This is a genomic window from Kitasatospora sp. NPDC001119, assembly GCF_053598475.1.
Window position 1 is genome coordinate 18,112 of the sequence record NZ_JBSFKI010000009.1, and the last position, 18,441, is coordinate 36,552.

Sequence of the window (18,441 nt, forward strand, 5' to 3'; positions counted from 1 at the left end):
GGGGCCTGCCTTCACGGGTTGGTCCTGCCTTCACGGATGTCGTCTCGGGGGTCGTGACCGGCGCCGTCGCGGACGTCGTCACGGGTGTCGTGATCGGCGCCGTCGCTGACGTCGTCACGGATGTCGTCACGGGTGGGCGGGGTCGGGCCGGCGGGCGGCAGGTAGCCGGCCTCGGCGGCCCAGGTGAGCGCGGCCGACCACCACCGCGGGGTCGGCGCGGCGAACCGCACGCCCAGGCGGTCGAGCACCGCGGTGGTGTACGAGCTGTCCACCAGGACGCGGCGCTCCTCCTGCGCCGCCCAGGCGGCGGCCACCCGGGCGGCCGTCGGGTGGCGGCGCTCGGCCCGGGCGAGGGCGGCCGCGAAGGCCGCCTCGTCGGTGAGCCGTACGGCGTAGCCGTGCCCGGCCAGCCACCGCACCAGCTCGTCGTGCGGGACGGCGTGCGGCGTCTCCACGTGGTACGCGCCGGGCGCGGCGTACGGGTCGAGGGCGATCGCGGCGATCCCGGCGGCCACCGTGTCCACGTACGAGAACGCGAAGGCGGTGCCCGGCCGGCTCGGCGCGGCGCCGGCCAGCAGGTAGCCGCGGAGCAGCTGGTAGATCCGGTTGTCGCCGGCGTTGGCCTGGAACGCGCCGGTCCGGCTGTGCGCCGCGATGTGGCCGCTGCGGTGCAGGTAGGCGGCGTGCCCGCGGGCGGCCCAGGCCCGGACGGCCTGTTCGGCCCGGTACTTGGTCCGCTCGTACGGGGTGCGGAAGTGCTGGCCGATCTCCAGGTCCGCCTCGCTGAAGCGGCGCGGCGGGCCGTCGACGCCGCCGGAGACGGCCAGCGTGGAGACGTGGTGGACCCGGGCGTCCGGGGCGTGCTCCCCGACCCAGTCGAGCAGTCGGCGCACCGCCGTGTGGTTGGTGCGCTCCAGCTCGTCGGGCGAGGCCACCAGGCGGACGTCCGCCGCCGCGTGCACCACCAGGTGGGCGCCCCGGGCGTGTTCCAGTGCGGCCGGGGAGAGGCCGAGGCCGTCCCGGTCGATGTCCCCGGCGAGCGCCCGGGCGGGCCGGACCGCGCCCGCCGCGCCGGTGCCGAGCCGCTTCAGCGCCTCGGCGTCGTCGGCGGCCCGCACCAGGCAGGTGACCTCGGCGCCGCGTGCCAGGAAGGCCTCCAGCAGGTGCCGCCCGAGGTAGCCGGTGGCGCCGGTGAGCAGCACCCGGGCGGGTTCGCGCACCGTCGCCCGGGCCGTCGGGGCGACACCGGGGTGCAGCAGTTGGCCGGAGGTGGACAGCGGTGCCCGGACGGGCGGTGCGGCCTCCGGCGCCTCGGCGTCGGCCCGCGCGTCGGCCTGGCCGACGACCTCGGCCTGCGCCTCGGCCGCCACGGCGCGGGCGAACCGCCCGGTGATCCGCTCGGCGGCGGGGTGCGACAGGCCGGGCCGGCCGTACACCAGGTCGGCGACCAGCCGTTGCTCCACCACCCGTGCGGTGAGCCGCAGTTCGTACAGCGGGTCGCCGCCCGTACAGCGGGCCGTGCCGGCCTGTTCGGCGGCGACGGTCCAGTCCAGCGCGGGCTCCTCGGGCAGCCGGAAGGTGCCGAGGAAGTTGAAGCCGACGGCGGGCCGTCCGCCGGGCCCGTCCATCGGCCGGACGGGGGCCTCGCGCAGCCGCCGGGCCACGGTGTCCGGGGTGGCCCCGGCGTCCAGCTCGACGTGCTTGACGGCGGTGAACCAGCCGACGGTGTCCAGGAATTCGCCCGGGTCGCCGACCGCGTCCCGGCCGTGGGTCTCGACCTCCACCGCGAGCCGGGGGCGGCCGCCGTCACCGGTGACGGCCTCGGCGAAGGCGGCCAGCAGTACGGCCTCCAGCCCGGCCCCGGCACCGTGCCGGGCGATCAGCCGGGCGGTGGCGTCCGGGTCGAGCGCCCAGCTGAGCGCGGCGGGCTCCTCGACCTCCCCGGCCTCCTCGGCTTCCCCGACCTCCCCGACGGTGGCGTCCCCGACGACGGGTTCCCCGGCGACGGGTTCCGCCGCGTCGGAGGACGAGACCGCCGCCCAGGCGTAGAAGTCCGCCGTCGGCGGCAGGTCGACCGGCTTCCGGTCGAGCACCGCCCGGTACGCGTGCGCCAGGTCGTCCAGCAGGATCCGCCAGGACAGCCCGTCGACCACCAGGTGGTGCGCGATCAGCGCGAGCCGGTCGTCGGTGCCGGGCGGGCCGGTGAACAGGTGGGCGCGCAGCAGCCGGCCGGCCGACGGGTCGAGGCTGCGGTGGAGTTCGGTGCAGACCCCGGCGACGGTATCGGCGATCTCCCCGGCCGCGCGCGGGATCCGGGAGAAGGAGACCGGGTCGAGCTCGGCCACCGCCCGGACCTCGCCGCAGCCGTCCGGGGTGACCGGCCGGCGCAGCGCCGGGTGCCGTTCCAGGACGGCCGCGACGGCCGCCGACAACGCCTCCGGGTCGACGGCGGTGCGACAGCGCAGCAGCACCGACTGGTTCCAGTGCCGCAGGTCCCGCACCGTCCGCTGCCGGTACAACCACCGCTGGGCCGGGGCGAGTCGGCGACCGCTCGTGGAGCCGCGCGGGGCCGGGACGGACGGCGCGACCGGGACGGCGACCGCCGCCAGGCCCTCCGCCGTCGGGTACCGGTAGAAGTCCTCGTAGGCGACCCGCAGGCCGGAGCGCCGCAGGAGGGCGATGGTGCGCATGGCGAGGATGGAGTCCCCGCCGAGGCCGAGCACGTCGGCGCGCGGCCCGACGGCGGGCAGGCCCAGGGCGCCCGCCCAGAACCGGGCGATCTCCCCGACCGGTCCGCTCCCCGCGGCGCCGTTCACCCCGGTGTCGTCCGGTTCGGTTCCGTCCGACCCGGTTCCGTCCGAATCGGTTCCGCCCGACTCGGCCCGGGCCTCGACCAGTTCGGCCGCCAGCTCGGCCAGCCGCTGCCGGTCGAGCTTGCCGTTCGGTCCGACCGGGAACCGCGGCAGCACCAGGATCGGCTGCGGCACGGAGTAGCCGGGCAGCCGGTCCCGCAGGTGCGCCCGCAGCCCGTCCAGGATCCCAGCCCCGTCCAGGCCCACCGTCCCGTCCGTGCCGTCCAACAGCCGGACGACACCGATGAGTTGGTTGCCGAGCGCGGTCTCCCGCAGCAGCGCCGCCGAGCGGGCGACGCCCGGGTGGCCGTCCATCGCCCGCTCGACCTCGGCGAGGTCCACCCGGTAGCCGCGGACCTTGACCTGGCGGTCCACCCGGCCCAGGAAGACCAGGCTGCCGTCCGGCCGCCGCCGGCACAGGTCGCCCGTGCGGTAGACGAGCCGGCCGTCGCGCCGGACGAAGCCGCGCGCGGTCTCGTCCGGCCGGCCGAAGTACCCGGCGGCCACGCCCCGGCCGCCGATGAGCAGTTCGCCCACCGAGCCGTCCGGCACCGCCCGGCCGTCGCCGTCCACCACGGTCAGCAGCACCTCGCCGATCGCGGTGCCGATCGGTACGGTCGGCTCCTCGGCGGGCAGTTGGCGGGCGGAGGTGACGAGCAGGCAGGTGGCGCCGACGGTGGTCTCGGTCGGTCCGTAGTGGTTGGCCAGCCGCGCGGTGGTGCCGCCGTCGAGCAGGGCCGCGGCGAGCGGGCGGGGCAGCGCCTCGCCGCCGAGCAGCACGGTGTGCAGCGACGGGGAGTCGGCCGGGCGGCCCTCCAGCAGGGCGGTCAGGTGCGAGGGGGTGGTCTTCAGCACGTCCACCCGGGCCCGCCGCAGCGAGGTCCAGAAGGCTTCCGGGTCGCGTACCTCGCGGTCCGGCACGAGGTGCACCGAGCCGCCGGTGGCCAGGGCGAGCAGCCAGGCGGTGTGGCCGAGGTCGGCGGCCAGGGTGGTGACGTGGGCGGCGCGGGGCGCGTCGGCCTCGGTGAGGTCGAGCCGCCCGGCCAGGGCCCGGGCGTAGTGCACGGCGTTGGCGTGGGTGACGGCCACCGCCTTGGGCTCGCCGCTCGACCCGGAGGTGAAGGAGAGGTACGCGAGGTCCTCGCCCCGTACCTCGGTGGCCACCGGGGGCAGCTCCGGCAGCGCCTCGACGTCCACCACCTCCCCGCCGAGGCCGCCCTCGGTGGCGAGCACCCGGGCCACCCGGACGGAGGCCAGCCGCCGGGCCAGGTCGGCCGCCGACCAGTCCGGATCGGCGAGCACGGCCGCCGCGCCGGCGCGCAGCACGCCGTACAGCAGCACCAGCATCCGGGCGTCCCGGGGCCCGAGCAGGGCGACCCGGTCGCCCCGGCGGGTGCCGGCGGCGGCCAGCCGGGCGGCGATCCGGTCGGCCGCGGTGTCGACCGTGCGGTAGTCGAAGGTGCGGACGCCGTCGCCCAGGGCGGGCCGGTCGGGGTGCGCCCGGGCGTGGTGGGCGAGCAGTTCGGGCAGCGAGCGGGCCCGGTGGGCGGGGTCGGCCGGGTGGCCGCAGGACGCGGACCGGAGGTGCTGCGTCGCGGAGGTCACGCCGACTCGTCCCCCGTCCGGCCCGCCCGGGCGGGGCCGGCGGCCACCCCCGGGTCGCCCACCAGGTAGCCGTCCAGCAGCTCCCGCTCGGGCAGCCGTCCGGCCAACTCCCAGGCCAGCATGCGGTGCAGGCCGTCGAGGTGGATCAGCCCCGACCGGAGCACGAGGTCCCCGTAGTCGGAGTGGTCGACCGGGGCGGTGCTGAGGAAGACGGGCGTGAGCGGGGCCCACCTCAGCAGCCGCAGCTTCGCCGCGCAGACCGGGTTGGCGGCGGTCCAGGCCGCTCCGCCCGCGCGGATCCGCTCGGCCGCCTCGCCCACCGTCAGCCCGGAGCGCGGCACCAGTTCGAGCTCCCCGCCCTCGCTCAGGTGCCAGGGCAGCACGATGCCCAGGACGTCCGTCCGGGAGAGCCGGATCCGCCACCAGCCGCCGGGGATGCGGTCGGCACGGTCGAGGTTCTCCTCGCCGTACATGTTGCTGTTCGCCTCGTGGGCCCGATCCACCGGGTGGTCCCGCAGGTAGGCGTCGTGGACCTCGGGGTAGGCGACGGCTGTGACGATCTCCACGGCAGTGCTCCTCAGACGGTTCCGGTGTACTCGGTGCGGGCGTGTTCGCTGCCGGTGTACTCGGTGAAGTGCCGCTCCGCGAACAGCTCGGGCCACTGGCCGTCGGCCAGGTCCAGTTCGCGGGCCCGGGCGAGCATCTGCCGCCAGTACGGCTTCACCGGGCGCCAGCGCGCTCCCACCTGGCAGTAGGAGGCGTCGACGAAGTACCGGGGGCGGCCCGGCCCTTCGGGTGCCGGCCGGCGGGTGTGGAACAGCGCCGAGTTGAGCAGCACGGTGGAGCCGGGCGGCAGCCGGTCGATGACCACCTCGCCGGGCAGTTCGCCGGTGCCGTGGTGGGCGTAGGCGGACTTGCCGACGGTGCGCAGGTGCGAGCCGGGCAGCACGGCCAGGCTGCCGACCTTCTCGTCCAGTCCGCCGAGGTAGTGCAGCGCGTGGACCATCAGCAGCGACGGGTCGGAGCGGTCGTTGGGCTCGCAGTCGTGGTGCCAGGCCTTGCCCGGGATCCCCGGGTCCTGGCGGTCGCTGTGCAGGTGGTGGAAGACGAAGTCCGGCCCGAGCAGGCGGGTCAGGGTGCGCAACAGGGGCGGGTGGGTGAGGAGTTCGCCGTGGGCGGGCAGTTCCAGTTCCAGCAGCGGGGGCGGTCCGTGCCGTAAGGGGTCGGCGCACGCGGCGATCGACCGGGCCCGCAGGCCTTCGTCGACCCACCGGTCCACCTCGGGCGCGAGCCGTTCGCGCAGCGCTTCCGGCAGCAGGCCGGGCAGGACCAGGTACCCGGACTCCAGGAACTGGCGGCGGTGCTCGGTGTCGAGGGCCTCACGCCCTCCGGAGGACGGCGTCACCGAACCGATCCCCTCCTTCCGTTCGGCGGGGAACACACAGGGAATCGGCGCCACGGGACGTGGCGCGGGCAGTGGGGGCACACGGCGTCATCCAGACCTCGGGTGGCGGCGGAGCGTCCGTCACAGGCGCCTCGGCCGCCACAGCTGAATCGTGATCACCACGAAGAGGCATGCGTTGATCACGCAAGGTAGTCCGCCTCAGGAGTATGAACCTGTCTTCGCGTCCACGACAAGACCAATGCCAACCCGTGGACACCTTCCCGCCACCGTGCCGTTCAGCTCCGGCCACCAGTCGTCTCCCGTCCCACGGGGAACTCCGGTCCGTTCGCGCCCCGGTGATTCGCCGCCGCAACAGCGGATGCGGCACAGTGAGGTCATGAGCGACAGGAGCCACCCCGCCCCCGGACCGGTCCGGCGCCGCCCGGTCCAGCAGCGCAGCCTGGAGCGGTACGGCCGCATCCTGGACGCCTGCGCCGGGCTGCTGGACGAGGTCGGGGCGACCGCGCTCACCACCAAGGAGGTCGCCCAGCGCGCCCAGGTGCCGATCGGCACCCTGTACCAGTTCTTCGCCGGCAAGGAGGACCTGCTGGCGGCGCTCGCCACCCGCAACCTCGACCACTACCTCCAGCGCCTGGACGCCCGGCTGGCCGCCGCCGCGCCGGTCGGCCCCGCCGTCTTCACCGATCTCGCGGTGGAGGAGTTCGTGGCGATGAAGCGCGCCGTGCCGGGCTTCGGCCAGCTGGACTTCGGCCTGGCCGGACCGGCCGTCCCCACCGGCGTCCGGGACGACCGGTACCTGCTGGACGCGGGCGTGGACAACAACACCGCCGTCGCCCTGCGGCTCCAGGCGCTCGGCGGCGAACTGTTCCGGGCGGGCGACCCGACGGCCGTCATGCTGACCCTGCGGGTGGCCCTGGAGGCCGCCGACGCGGTGCTCAAACTGGCCTTCCGGGAGTCCCCGGACGGCGATCCGGCGCTGATCGCCGAGTGCAAGCGACTGGTCCGCGGCTACCTCGCGCAACAGCCGTCCGCCCGCTGAGGCCCGGCCCCGCGGGCCCCGCCCGCCCGAGGCGTTGCGCGCCCGCCGCCCCCGCAGCACAGTGGATAGCGGGAACCGTCCGCGGAGGCGGCCCGGCACACGACCCGAGGGAGCAGACCATGCACGCGGCGGTAGGTGACCGGCTCCACATCCACAGCAGGTCGGTGGGCATGGTGGACCAGAAGGGCGAGATCGTCGAGGTGCGCGGCACCGACGGCGAACCGCCGTACGTGGTCCGCTTCGAGGACGGCCACGAGGGCCTGATCTACCCCGGCCCCGACTGCAACATCGAACAGCGCCAGGCGGAACGCTGACCCACTCCCCCGCCACCCCGCCCCGCGCGAGGTGGTGAGGAGCGGTGCCCGCCCCCACGACCCCGCTGCCCGGGGCACTCGCCGGACTCGCGCCACTGCTGGACCACTACGGGTACCTCGCGGTGGCGGTGCTCGTCCTGCTGGACAACTGCGGCGTCCCGGTGCCCGGGCAGACCGTCCTGGTACTGGCCTCGGTGTACGCCGGCACCGGGCACCTCGACCTCGCCGCCGTCCTGCTGATCGCGACCGGCGCCGCCGCGCTCGGCAACGGCCTCGGCTACCTGATCGGCCGCACCGGCGGACGCGCCTTCGTCCACCGCTGGGGCCGCTACGTGCTGCTCACCCCGGCCCGGATGGAGCGCGCGGACGGCTTCTTCGCCCGGCACGGCGGCAAGGTGGTCGCGGTCGCCCGCTTCGTGGACGGGCTGCGCCAGTACAACGGGATCATCGCCGGGACCACGGAGATGCCCCGGCGCCGGTTCCTGGCGTTCAACCTGCTCGGCGCGGTGCTGTGGACGGCGGTCTGGGGCACCTTCGGCTACCTCGCCGGCGCCAACATCGGCGCCGTGTACCACACGGCGCTGCGCTACCAGGTCTGGTTCGCGGTCGGGTTGGGCGTGCTGGTCGCCGCCCTCCTGCTCCGGCAGGTGCTGCGCTACCGGCGCCGGCGCCGCGCGGGCACGGACGCCGACTCCGGCTCCGACCCCGACGCCGGCTCCGGCTCCGGCTCCGGCTCCGGGTAGCCGGAGGTCAACGCAGCGGGAACACCTCGAACGGCACCGCGAAGCGCGTCCCCAGCCGGCTGCCCGCACCCCGGCCGAAGCCCTCCAGGAACTCCCGCGGCTCCGCCATCGCCCCGCCCAGCCCGGCCAGGTACGCCTTGTGCTCCTCCAGCGAGGCGACGCCGAGGTCGAAGGTCCCGGTGGTGTCCACCGCGTGCTTCGCCTCCGGCGAGGCCACCGCCCAGATCTGCCGCACGCCGTTCCACGGCTCGTGGCCCTCGTCCAGCAGCTCGCGGAACACCCAGCGGTTCCCGGCGTCCCGGACCCCGTCCAGGGTGGCCCGGCCGACCGCGACGTGGTCGGCCTGGTTGAGGAACACCCCGCCGTAGGTGTCCCGGAAGTTGCTGGTGATCACGATGTCCGGCTGGTGCCGGCGCACCACCCGGGCGATGTCCCGGCGCAGCGGCAGCCCGTACTCCACCACGCCGTCCGGGTGGCCGAGGAACTCCACGGTGTCGACGCCGACCACCCGCGCCGAGGCGATCTGCTCCGCCTCGCGCAGCGGACCGCACTCGGCCGGGTCCAGCGTGTCGATGCCCGCCTCGCCGCTGGTCACCATCACGTAGACGACCTTCTTGCCCTGCGAGGTCCAGCGGGCGACGGCCGCGGCCCCGCCGTACTCCATGTCGTCGGGGTGGGCGACGATCGCCAGCGCCGTCCGCCAGTCCTCGTCGACGGGCTCGAAGGGCTCGGGGGCCTGCTCGGTCATGCTGCTCGTTCCTCTCGGTGCGGCTCGGGGTCGTCCGGCGGTACGGACGTACGGGGGTATCACAGTCGTACGTCCGTACCACGCGTGACTCTAGAAGACCCGCGTCCCCCACGCCCCGTCAGACACCTCCGTGGCCAGGCGGCTTGCCCCTGACGCAAGGGTCAGGGGTTAGCGTCCGGGCGTCCCGCGGCGGCACCGACCGCCGCCGCCTCCCCCGCCCGCTCAGAGGAGTGCCGCCATGGCCCTGCCCACCACCGCCCGCGTCGTCCGGCTGACCGCCGCACCGGCCGGACTGCCCGCCCCCGGGGACTTCACCGTGGCCGAGGAGCCCCTGGCGGCGCCCGGCCCCGGGGAGGTGCTCGTCCGCAACCGGGCCTTCCTGGTCTTCCCCGGGCTGCGCACGCTGATCGGCGGCGCGGGCTCCGGCCTGCCGATGCCGCACATCGCCCCCGGGGACGCGCTGTTCGGGCCCGCCCTCGGCGAGGTGCTGGCCGCGCCGGAGGACGGGCCGCTGCGCCCCGGCGACCTGGTCACCCACCTGAACGGCTGGCGGAGCCACGCGCTCGCCGAGGCCGCGCATCTCACCCCCGTCCCGTCGGACTTCCCGGACCCGCTCGCCCTGGTCTCCGCCGCCTCGGCCGGCTACGGCGGGCTGACCCGCTCCGCCGGGGTGCGCCCGGGCGACGTGGTGCTGGTGACCGGCGCGGCCGGCGCGGTCGGCACGGTGGCCGGGCAGGTCGCCCGGCTGCTCGGCGCCGCCCGGGTGATCGGCACCACCCGCTCGCCCGCCAAGGCGGAGCGGCTGACCGCCGAACTCGGCTACGACGCGGCGCTGGTGCCCGGCGGGCGGCCCTTCGCCGAGCAACTGGCCGCGGCGGCGCCGGAGGGCGTCGACGTCGTGCTGGACCTGGTCGGCGGCGAGCAGCTGACCGCCGCCGTGGACGCGGCCCGGCACGGCGCCCGGTTCGCCCTGGTCGGCGCGTTGGACGGCCAGCTCGCACCGGAACGCCGGGGCGGCGACGCACCCGCCGTGATCGACGCCTTCCGGGTCGCCACCCTCGGCCTGAGCCTGCGCGGCTTCACCGTGCTCGACCACCCGGACCTGGAGGCCGAGTGGCGGGAGCGCCTGGCCGGCTGGCTGCGCGCCGGGGAGATCGTCCTGCCCCGGACGCCGGTGGCGGGCATCGACCGGGCCGTCGGAGCGTTGACCGGACTGTTCACCGGGGACACCTTCGGGACGACCGTCGTGGAACTCTGACGACCAGGGAGCGGGCATGCGGATCGGGGACGCGGCAGCGGCGGCGGGCACCACACCCAGGGCGCTGCGCTTCTACGAACAGCGCGGCCTCCTCCGGCCGCCCGCCCGCTCCGCCTCCGGCCAGCGCGAGTACGGCCACGCCGAGGTCGCCCGGGTCCGGGTGATCCGCCAACTCCTCGCCACCGGGCTGACGGTGGACGACCTGGCCAGCCGCGCCCACCGCCTCGACCTGCTCGACCAGGACCCGCCGGTGCGCTGCTCCGGCTCCCCCGGTCCCGACACCTTCGCCCCCGTCGTCCACGCCCGGCTGGCCGCGCTGGACGCCGAGATCGCCCGCCTCACGGCGCTGCGCGCCAGGCTCGCCCACCACATCGCCACCGGCGGAGCGGACGTCCCGGCCGGGGACTGACGGACGCCCGGCACACCGGCCTCCGCGACGGGCCCGCCCGGCCGGCCGCCCTGCGCGACAAACCAGCCCGGCACCTCGCGACGGGGGTGCGCGAGGTGCCGGGCGAGGGTCCGGGCGTGGGGTCAGGTCGCGTCGGCGGCGAGCCGGGGTTCGGCGGGGGCGGCGGGGGCGTCCTGGTCGGGCCAGCGGATCCGGGTGGCGCAGAGCGAGACGACGGCCGCCGAGGCGGCGACGGCGGCCATGCCCCAGAGCAGGCTGGTGGCGCCGGCGATGAAGCCGATCACGGCGGGGCCGGCCAGCAGGCCGGTGGTGCCCATGGCGGCGACCAGGGAGAGCGCGTCGGGGCCCTGCCGGGCGGCGGCGACGTAGACGCACGGGGTCACCGCCGCCACGCCGAGGCCGACGCAGGCGAACCCGAGCAGGGTCGGGACGACGCCGCCGACCGCCAGGGCGAGGGCCAGTCCGAGGCCGGCCAGCAGGCTGCCGGTGCGCACGATCCGGCCGTCGCCGAAGCGGGTGCGCCAGCCGTCCGCGAAGATCCGGGCGCAGACCATCATCACCGAGACCACCGCGATGCCCATCGGGGCGAGCCCGGCGCCGGCCTGCACGTAGTCCTTGAGGTAGAGCGCCGACCAGTCGTTCATGGCGCCCTCGGTGACGGTGCCGAACACCATCGCCAGGCCCATCCAGAGGGTCACGACGGTCGGCAGCACGAAGCCGCGGCGCTCCTTCCGCTCCTCCGGCTCGGCGGCCGCGGCCGGGCCGTCCGTCAGCAGCCCCGGCCGGGCGGCCACGACCAGCACCGCGAGCAGCGCGGCGGCCACGCCGAAGTGCGCCGCCAGGGTGCCGGTGACGGAGGTGACGCCCGAGGCCAGCAGGGCGGCGAGCAGCGAGCCGGCGCTGAAGGTGGCGTGCAGCCGGGACATCGTGGTCCGCTCGAAGCGGGCCTCCAGCGCGGCGCCCTGCGCGTTCATCGCGACGTTCAGGGCGCCGACCGCGACGCCGTCGAAGAACAGCACCAGCAGCGTCACCGGATAGTTCGGCACCACCGACAGCGCGAGCAGGACGACGCCGAGGGCGAGCGCGGACAGCACCGAGAGCAGGCGGGAGCCGAGCCGCCGCATCAGCACCGCGACCAGGGGGAAGGACACCGCCGCGCCGACCCCGCAGGTCATCAGCAGCAGGCCGATCTGGGCCTCGCCCAGGTCGAGCCTGGCCTTGAGCGCGGGCACCCGGGAGACCCAGGTCGCGTACTGGAATCCGAGGACGAAGAACAGTGCGCCGATGGCCACTTGGGACCGGCGGAAGTCGTCGCGAACGGGGGACATCGGTATCAGCCCACTTCGGCTCTGGAGTGCGGCCCGGGGGTCGGGTCGGTGGGGTGCGGCAGCGGCCGGGACGGGACGGGGTCCAGCGGCATCGCCATGTAGACCGCCCGGGTGCCGTAGCTCTCGGGCAGGTCGATCTCGGGCCGGGCGCGGTAGCCCAGCGTGGTCCACAGCACGTGCGAGCCGCGGACGGCGACCAGCGAGACGCTCCGGTAGCCGGCCGTCCGGGCGGTCTCCTCCAGGTGCCGCAGCATCCGCAGGGACAGGCCCCGACCGCGCAGCTCCTCGGCGACGACCAGGTCGTGCGCGTGCATGTTGGTCGGCCGCTCGCCCGCGCCCGCGCCGTGTCCGTCCTCGCTGCGGGCGAGGTCCGGGCAGCGGAACAGCGGGTACGGCAGGGCGAGCAGGTACCCGCCCACGCCGCCCACGCCGCCCTGGCCGTCCGGGTGCTCCAGCACGAAGCAGGTGTCCGGCGAGGCGCGGTGCCGGGACCGGAGCGCCTCGCGCCCCTCGGACAGGCCGCTGGCGGCGTAGGCGCGCTCCTCCAGCGCGACCACGGCGTCCCAGTCCTCCTCCCGGAGCAGCCGGATGCGCAGGTCGGTCGGAGCGTCGACGAGGGCGTCGGTCATGCGGTGCCTCCGTGGTGGTCCCGGCCGTCGCCGCCACCGATGCAGGTGTACGGCAGCGGCGCGAAGCCGTTGAACCCGCGGGTGGCGTAGGCCGTGGCGTACGCGCCGCAGGAGTGGATCCAGACCGGGTCGCCGGAGCGGACCGCGCGCGGGACGCGCACCCGGCCGCCGTCCTGGGCGTACGCGTCGTCGCTGTCGCAGGTCGGGCCGGCCACCACGGCGTTGACGAACTGGCCGCCCGGGTGGGCGGGGAACTCCAGCCGGTACTGGAGCTGGTCCATCTCGTACAGGCCGTTGAACTTGCCGCAGCTGAGGTAGAGCCAGTCCTCCCGGGTGCCGTCGAGGCGGTGGCGGGAGGTGAGCCGGGAGACGTGGGCGCGGATCGCGCCGTGGTCGGCGACCAGGTGGCGCCCGGGCTCCAGCAGGAACTCCAGCGGCCCGGCGTTGACGGCGCGCAGCCGTTCCATGCCCTCGCGGATCACCACGAACATCTTGTCCAGCGGCGGGTCGAGCGGGCGCCCGCCCCGGTCGAGGACGCCGAGGGCGGGCAGGCCGCCGCCGAGGTTGATCCGGGTCGGGGTGATCCCGCGCCAGTTGAGCGCCTCCAGCACGGCGGCCAGCGCGTCCACGGCGGCGGTCCAGGCCTCGGCGGTCATCTGCTGGGAGCCGACGTGGACCGACAGGCCGGACGGCACCAGCCCGGCGGTCCGGGCGGCGTCGAGCACCCGCACGGCGTCCTCGGGCGAGCAGCCGAACTTGTGGCTCAGGCCCCACAGGGCGCCCTCGCCGGTGGTCGCGATCCGGCAGAACACCCTTGCGCCGGGGGCGTGTTCGGCGATCGCCGCGACGTCCTCCAGGCTGTCGGTGGCGAAGTCCCGCACGCCCAGCCGGTAGGCCTCGGCGATGTTGCGGTCCGACTTGATGGTGTTGCCGTAGTGGATCAGCTCGGGCGGCACGCCGGTGCGCAGCGCCTGGGCGATCTCCTGCGGGCTCGCCGCGTCGAAGCCGGAGCCGAGCGCGGCGAGGTGCTCCATCACCTCGTCCACCGGGCAGGCCTTCATGGCGAACCGGACGGCCACGCCGGGCAGTTCGGCGCGGAGCGCGGCGTACTGGCGGCCGATGCCGTCGAGGTCGTAGATGATCCGGTCGTCGGTGCCGTCGGCGAGTGCGGCGCGCAGCGCGCCGCGGTCGTGTTCGTCGGCGCGGGGTGGTTCGGTGTGCAGCACGGAGACGGACGGGGCGCGGTGGGCGGGCGGGTGGCCGGCTACGCGGGCGTTGGCGTGGCCGGCGGCCGTACTGGTCTTGCTGGTGGTCTGGCGTATCACGGTGAGCTCCCCGTCCGGCTAGCGCGGCGACCGGTCGGCGGGGGTGGCCTTGGCCGCCCGCACCAGCGGGCCCCACGCGTCGATCAGCGCTGCGAAGTCCTCGATGTCCGCCTGCGCCTCGTCGAGCAGGCGCGCCCGCAGGGGCGCCAGCCGGTCCGCGAAGTCGGCGTACTTCCCGCCGAGCCGCCGGTAGCAGCGGTCGAGTTCGGCGAGCCTGCGGTGGTTCTCCGCGCGGTCCGTCGCGGCGCTGCGACGGGCGGAGTCGGCGATCGCCTCGGGGCGGACGCGGTGCTGCTCGTCCAGCAGGGCGCCGCCGGCGGTCTCCATGTCGGCGTAGACCGGGTAGAGGTAGAGCATGGAGAGCAGGAACTTGGCGTAGCGCAGCTGGTAGGCGGTGAAGCCGGGGCCGGTGCGGCGCTCCGGGGTGTAGTAGTTGACGATGTGGCGGTTGTGGGTGACGCCCGGCAGGGTCGCGTCACGCACCAGGTGGTGCAGGAAGTAGTCGCTGCCGATGGTGTCGGTGGCGGGCGGCAGCGGGACCCGTTCGTACACCTCGTGGTGGAGGCCGATGTTGCACATGTCGATGTGCCAGATGTCGGGCAGGTCGAGCACCGCGCGGTCGGCGGTGAACGGCTCGCTGCCGCCGCCGGTGAAGGAGTCGGCGACGAGTTCGCGCTTCTCGTGCTCGCTCGCCCCGGTGGGCGCCCAGAGCGCGACCACGTCGTGGTAGACCTCGGGGTCGAGTTCGCGGATCTCGCCGATGTCGACGGAGAGTTCGCCGACGAAGGAGGCGCCGACCAGCGCGACGGGCTTGTCCGCGTGCGCCGGGTCGAGGTGGTTCTCGGTGACGGCGGCGGCCGCGTCGGCGGCCTTCAGGCCGAGCGTGGCCAGCTCGTGCTCGATCGGGAACACCGGTTCGCCGTCGAGCAGTTGGTAGCTGCTGTCGGAGTCGCGGCGGTGCACCGACGCGCAGCCGAGCGCGGCGGCCAGCAGGAACGCCCGGTTGGTGCAGGCGCCGTAGGAGAGGGCGTCGGGCAGCATCAGGCGCAGCAGCCGGTCCGGGTCGGCCGCGCCGGAGCGCTCGACCGCCTCGCGCAGGAAGGCGCGTTGGGCGTCCTCGTCCAGGTGGTGGACGACCACGCCCTCGACGGCCGGCAGGGCGGCGAGGGCCGCGGCGTGCCGGGCGCGGGTCGCGGGGTCGGCGGAGTCCAGCACCAGCAGGTGCACCCGGACGCCGAACCGCCGTACGGCGTGGGCGGCTTCGGCGCCGATCGCGGTGATGGTGTCCGCGCACGCGCGGTTGGTGGGCAGGGTCAGGCAGACGTCGCGCATTCCCGCTCCCCCGTGTCCCCGCGTTCGTCGAACGGCTTGCCGCTCCAGGAGCGCAGGCCGAGCAGCTTCTCCCCCAGCTCGGTGAGTTCGGCGGTCCCGTAGCGCTGCGCCTCGGGCCGGTCGGCGTCGCCGACCAGCGTGCGGTTCCAGTCCGGCGTGCCGAGCGTGCGCCAGGACTCCACCCGGGAGCGGCGCAGCTTCTCGGACTCCTCCAGCGCGGGCATCATCGACAGGTACTGCACCGCGCGCACCCCGCCCGCGGAGGTGTTGGGCGCCACGCCGTGGGCGAGCAGGCCGTTCCAGATCAGCAGGTCACCGGCCTTCAACTCGGGCCGGACGACCGGGTACTCGGCGCGGTCGACGTCCGGGCGGATCGGGTCGCGGTCGGCCGGCTGGGCGGCCTGCCACTGGTTGAAGCGGCGGAACAGCTCCGGGTCGCACTGGAAGCCGCCGTGGTCGGGGGCGGTGTCGTTGAGCGCGATGATGCCCTGGACGCGCTGCGGCAGCACGCCCCGGGTGGTGTCGACGTCCCAGTGCAGCTCGATGTCGAAGCCGCGGTCGGTGGGCTCGATCAGCGCGCGGTCGCGGTTGCGGACGTTCGGCGGGTTGAGGTTGAGCCGGTCGAGGGTGACCCAGAGCTCCTCGCAGTCCCACACGTCGACGAAGGCGTCGTAGACGCGCTGCGCCTGGCGGCTGTCCCAGATGAGCTGGTGGTGGTAGGCCTCGACGAAGCCGTAGATGTGCAGGTGCCGGTCGAGTTCGTCGCGGTAGTCGCGCTCGCGGTACCAGTCCTCGGGGCGGTCCGGCGACAGGCCCTGGAACTCCCAGGCGAAGTCGAGCAGTCGGCGCGCGGCCTCGGCCGGGATCGCCTGCTTCACCACCACGTAGCCGTAGTCCTGCCAGAAGGCGTGGTCCTCCTCGGAGAGCACGCGCAGCGGGTGCGTCTTGCGGACCTCGCGCAGTGCGGTCGGGGCGAGGTAGCTCTCGGTGTCGGCGCTGAAGTAGGGGCGCTCCGACGCGGCCCGGTACAGGTACTCCCCCGCGGGTCCGTCGGAGTGTGGGGCAGGGCTCGGCATGGGCAGTCACTCCATGGTTCGTAGTCGACGCAGCGCTTCCTCGTACGCCAGGTGCGGGCACGGCGAGTCGGCGGCCGGTCACCGGCCGCAACGGGAATTCGAGCGCGGGCCGGAAGGCCGTCCGCACACGGCCCTTCTCCCCTCGGCCCGCGGGCGCGGAACAGCGCCACGTCAGGGGGTCAACTCGTCCGTCCGGCAAGGCCGCTCACCCTGCATCAGCCATTGCCGAACCGCGCTCCCCATACGTTGGACTAGACCAACTAATGGTGTCAACCCTTTCCCGCGGGTTACCGATTGGGAAATCAACGCAGCTCACGGCGCCTCTCGGGGTTCGCTTTATGTTTCGGAGGCTGACATAAGCGCGGGTATGTTTCCGGAATTGACATAAGCGCGAACGGTGAACCGCCCGGGTCCGCCGTACGTTGGGCACATGGCACGCGCGTTGACGGCTCCCCCGTGGCTGACCGAGGGCCTGCGCCCCCGGTCCGCGCCGGTCCCCTGGGCGGCGGCGGCCCGCGCCTCCGTCGCGCTCGCCGCCCCGCTCGCGGTGGGCACCGCCACCGGACGGCCCGGCTACGGCGCGCTGGTGTCGATGGGCGCGCTGTCCGGAGTCATCGGGGACACCGCCGACGCCTACCGGATGCGGGTGTTCAACATCGCCGTGCCCCAGCTGTTCGGCGCCCTCGGGATGCTGTTCGGCACCCTGGTGTTCGGCACCGGCTGGACAGCCGTCGTGACGGTGACCGTCGTCGCGCTGGTCTCCGGCATGATCTCCTCGATCGGCGCGGTCGCCTCCGTCTCCGGACTGCTCCTGCTGCTCAACGCGGTGGTCGGGGCCGGCCTGCCGCTGCCCTCCCCGTGGTGGCTGCCGCCCGCCCTGCTGCTGCTCGGCGGCCTGGTGGTGCTCACCCTGACCCTGCTCGCCTGGCCGCTGCGGCTGGGCGTCCCCGAGCGGGCGGTGGTGGCCGGCACCTACCGGGCGGCCGCCGACCTGCTCGAGGCCGCCGGCACACCGGAGTACGACGGCCGCCGCCACGCGCTCACCCAGTCGCTCAACCAGTCCTACGACCTGCTGCTCGCCCGGCGCGCCCGCCGGCACGGCCGCTCACCCACCCTGGCGCGGCTGCTCGCCCAGCTCAACGCGCTGATCCCGGTGGTCGAGGCGGCCCCCGCAGCCCAGCTGCGCCCGCCCGAGTTCGGCCCGCTGCCGGCCGACTACCCGGCCGCCGTCCGCGCGCTCGCCGACGCCGTCGAGCGGGACCGCGCCGGCCCGGCGCCGCCCCTCGCCCTGCCGAGCCCCGCCGGGCCGTCCACCCGCGCCCTGGTCGAGGCGATCGAGCACGCCGCCACCGTGGCGTACGAGGCCTCGCCCGACCCGTACGCCGCCGACGACCGGCTCGGCCGGCCGGCCCGCCTCGCGGTGCGGGCCCGGCGGGCGGCCAGGGCGCTGCTGCTGTCCGGCGCGTCCTGGCGGTACGGGCTGCGGCTGGCGCTGTGCATCGGGCTGGCGCAGGTGCTGGTCTCGGTGATCGCGGTGCCCCGCTCGTACTGGGTGGCGCTGACCGTGACCTTCGTGATGAAGCCCGACTTCGGCTCGGTGTTCTCCCGCGCGGTGCTGCGCGCGTTCGGCACCGCGGCCGGGCTGCTGATCGCCATCCCGGTCCTGGCCGAGGTGCCGCACGGCTGGTGGGACGTCCCCGTGATGGCGGTGCTGGCGACGCTGATCCCGGTGCTCTCCGCCAAGGGGTACGCCTTCCAGACCGCGGCCATCACCCCGGTCATCCTGCTGCTCTCCGACCTGCTCAACCACCAGGGCTTCCACCTGGTGCTGCCCCGGCTCTACGACTCGCTGATCGGCTGCGGGATCTCCCTGCTGGCCGGCTACCTGCTGTGGCCGGAGTCCTGGCACACCCGGATCGGCGACCGCCTCGCCGACGCCGTCCAGGACACCGCCTCGTACGTCTCGCTGGCCTTCGCCACCGGCCCCGGACCGGACGAACCGGCCGCCCGCGCCCGCTACCGGCGGCGGCTCTACCGGGACCTGTCCGCCGTGCGCAGCGAGTTCCAGCGGGCCCTCACCGAGCCGCCGCCGGTCGGGGCCCGGGCGCGGGCGTGGTGGCCGGTGGTGATCGCGGTCGAGCGGATCGTGGACACCACCACCGCCACCCGGGTGCGGATCGAGCACGGCGCGCCGGTGCCGACCACCGCCGAGGTCGCCGCCGTCACCCGGGAGCTGGCCGACCTGGCCGAGGCGCTGCGCACCGGCGAGCGGCTGCCGGAGGCGCGGCCGGACGCGCTGTCGCCGGACTGCGCGCTCGCCCGGCTGCACCACGAGGTGCGCGCGGCCCGGGCGGTGGCGGCGCCGCTGCCCTGAGCGT

General features: G+C 75.4%; 15 protein-coding genes. 6 read left to right on the forward strand and 9 right to left on the reverse strand.

The genetic code is table 11. The features are described 5' to 3' along the window. Positions 1–11 precede the first annotated feature (11 nt). Genes ACWDD9_RS13280 through ACWDD9_RS13290 form a run of 3 tightly spaced genes read right to left on the reverse strand, consistent with a single transcriptional unit; the run spans position 12 to position 5,862 of the window. Positions 12–4,457, reverse strand: a complete 4,446-nt coding sequence (locus ACWDD9_RS13280) for an amino acid adenylation domain-containing protein (protein ID WP_449811663.1) — start codon at positions 4,455–4,457, stop codon at positions 12–14. After that, positions 4,454–5,023, reverse strand: a complete 570-nt coding sequence (locus tag ACWDD9_RS13285; RefSeq protein ID WP_049659046.1) for a DUF6309 family protein — start codon at positions 5,021–5,023, stop codon at positions 4,454–4,456. The genes ACWDD9_RS13280 and ACWDD9_RS13285 overlap by 4 nt, the downstream gene beginning before the upstream one ends. An 11-nt stretch (positions 5,024–5,034) precedes the next feature. Further along, positions 5,035–5,862 carry a phytanoyl-CoA dioxygenase family protein gene (locus tag ACWDD9_RS13290; RefSeq protein WP_375875305.1) on the reverse strand — a complete coding sequence of 276 codons (828 nt, stop codon included), beginning with the start codon at positions 5,860–5,862 and terminating at the stop codon, positions 5,035–5,037. A 376-nt stretch (positions 5,863–6,238) separates the two neighbouring features. On the opposite strand from ACWDD9_RS13290, the gene ACWDD9_RS13295 reads away from it, so the two are divergent. From ACWDD9_RS13295 to ACWDD9_RS13305, 3 genes are all read left to right on the forward strand, one after another. Then, the gene (locus ACWDD9_RS13295; protein ID WP_074004580.1) at positions 6,239–6,901 is read left to right on the forward strand and encodes a TetR/AcrR family transcriptional regulator; all 663 of its coding nucleotides are present in this window, start codon (positions 6,239–6,241) and stop codon (positions 6,899–6,901) included. Positions 6,902–7,020: 119 nt separating this feature from the next. Beyond that, positions 7,021–7,215: a DUF1918 domain-containing protein gene (locus tag ACWDD9_RS13300; protein ID WP_049659048.1), complete on the forward strand. Its 195-nt coding sequence runs from the start codon at positions 7,021–7,023 to the stop codon at positions 7,213–7,215. A gap of 44 nt (positions 7,216–7,259) precedes the next feature. After that, positions 7,260–7,958 (forward strand): DedA family protein, encoded by a 699-nt coding sequence (locus ACWDD9_RS13305; protein ID WP_449811664.1) that lies wholly within the window; start codon positions 7,260–7,262, stop codon positions 7,956–7,958. A 7-nt stretch (positions 7,959–7,965) separates the two neighbouring features. Here ACWDD9_RS13305 and ACWDD9_RS13310 read toward each other — a convergent pair whose 3' ends face one another. Beyond that, positions 7,966–8,706 carry a PIG-L deacetylase family protein gene (locus ACWDD9_RS13310; protein ID WP_449811665.1) on the reverse strand — a complete coding sequence of 247 codons (741 nt, stop codon included), beginning with the start codon at positions 8,704–8,706 and terminating at the stop codon, positions 7,966–7,968. 238 nt (positions 8,707–8,944) lie between these two features. Here ACWDD9_RS13310 and ACWDD9_RS13315 point away from each other — a divergent pair, with 238 nt between their 5' ends. Both ACWDD9_RS13315 and ACWDD9_RS13320 read left to right on the forward strand, forming a co-directional pair. Beyond that, a complete protein-coding gene (locus ACWDD9_RS13315) occupies positions 8,945–9,964 on the forward strand; it encodes an MDR family NADP-dependent oxidoreductase (protein ID WP_416874466.1) in 1,020 nt (339 codons plus the stop codon). A 16-nt stretch (positions 9,965–9,980) separates the two neighbouring features. Beyond that, positions 9,981–10,373, forward strand: coding sequence for a MerR family transcriptional regulator (locus ACWDD9_RS13320; protein WP_117492190.1), 393 nt, complete (start codon positions 9,981–9,983; stop codon positions 10,371–10,373). A gap of 122 nt (positions 10,374–10,495) precedes the next feature. On the opposite strand, the gene ACWDD9_RS13325 is transcribed toward ACWDD9_RS13320, so the two are convergent. From ACWDD9_RS13325 to ACWDD9_RS13345, 5 genes are all read right to left on the reverse strand, one after another. Continuing rightward, entirely contained in the window at positions 10,496–11,701 is a 1,206-nt protein-coding gene (locus ACWDD9_RS13325; RefSeq protein WP_117492192.1) for an MFS transporter, read from the reverse strand. A gap of 5 nt (positions 11,702–11,706) precedes the next feature. After that, positions 11,707–12,330 carry a GNAT family N-acetyltransferase gene (locus ACWDD9_RS13330; protein ID WP_449811666.1) on the reverse strand — a complete coding sequence of 208 codons (624 nt, stop codon included), beginning with the start codon at positions 12,328–12,330 and terminating at the stop codon, positions 11,707–11,709. Then, positions 12,327–13,553: a type III PLP-dependent enzyme gene (locus ACWDD9_RS13335; protein WP_375875365.1), complete on the reverse strand. Its 1,227-nt coding sequence runs from the start codon at positions 13,551–13,553 to the stop codon at positions 12,327–12,329. Before ACWDD9_RS13335 ends, ACWDD9_RS13330 begins: the two co-directional genes overlap by 4 nt. 120 nt (positions 13,554–13,673) lie before the next feature. Continuing rightward, positions 13,674–14,987 (reverse strand): DUF6271 family protein, encoded by a 1,314-nt coding sequence (locus tag ACWDD9_RS13340; protein WP_449811667.1) that lies wholly within the window; start codon positions 14,985–14,987, stop codon positions 13,674–13,676. Beyond that, complete coding sequence (locus ACWDD9_RS13345) at positions 14,969–16,063, reverse strand: phytanoyl-CoA dioxygenase family protein (protein WP_375875298.1); 1,095 nt, start codon at positions 16,061–16,063, stop codon at positions 14,969–14,971. Before ACWDD9_RS13345 ends, ACWDD9_RS13340 begins: the two co-directional genes overlap by 19 nt. A gap of 430 nt (positions 16,064–16,493) precedes the next feature. Here ACWDD9_RS13345 and ACWDD9_RS13350 point away from each other — a divergent pair, with 430 nt between their 5' ends. Further along, on the forward strand, positions 16,494–18,437 hold the full coding sequence (locus ACWDD9_RS13350; RefSeq protein ID WP_074004571.1) for an FUSC family protein: 1,944 nt from the start codon (positions 16,494–16,496) through the stop codon (positions 18,435–18,437). The last annotated feature ends 4 nt before the right edge of the window (positions 18,438–18,441 follow it).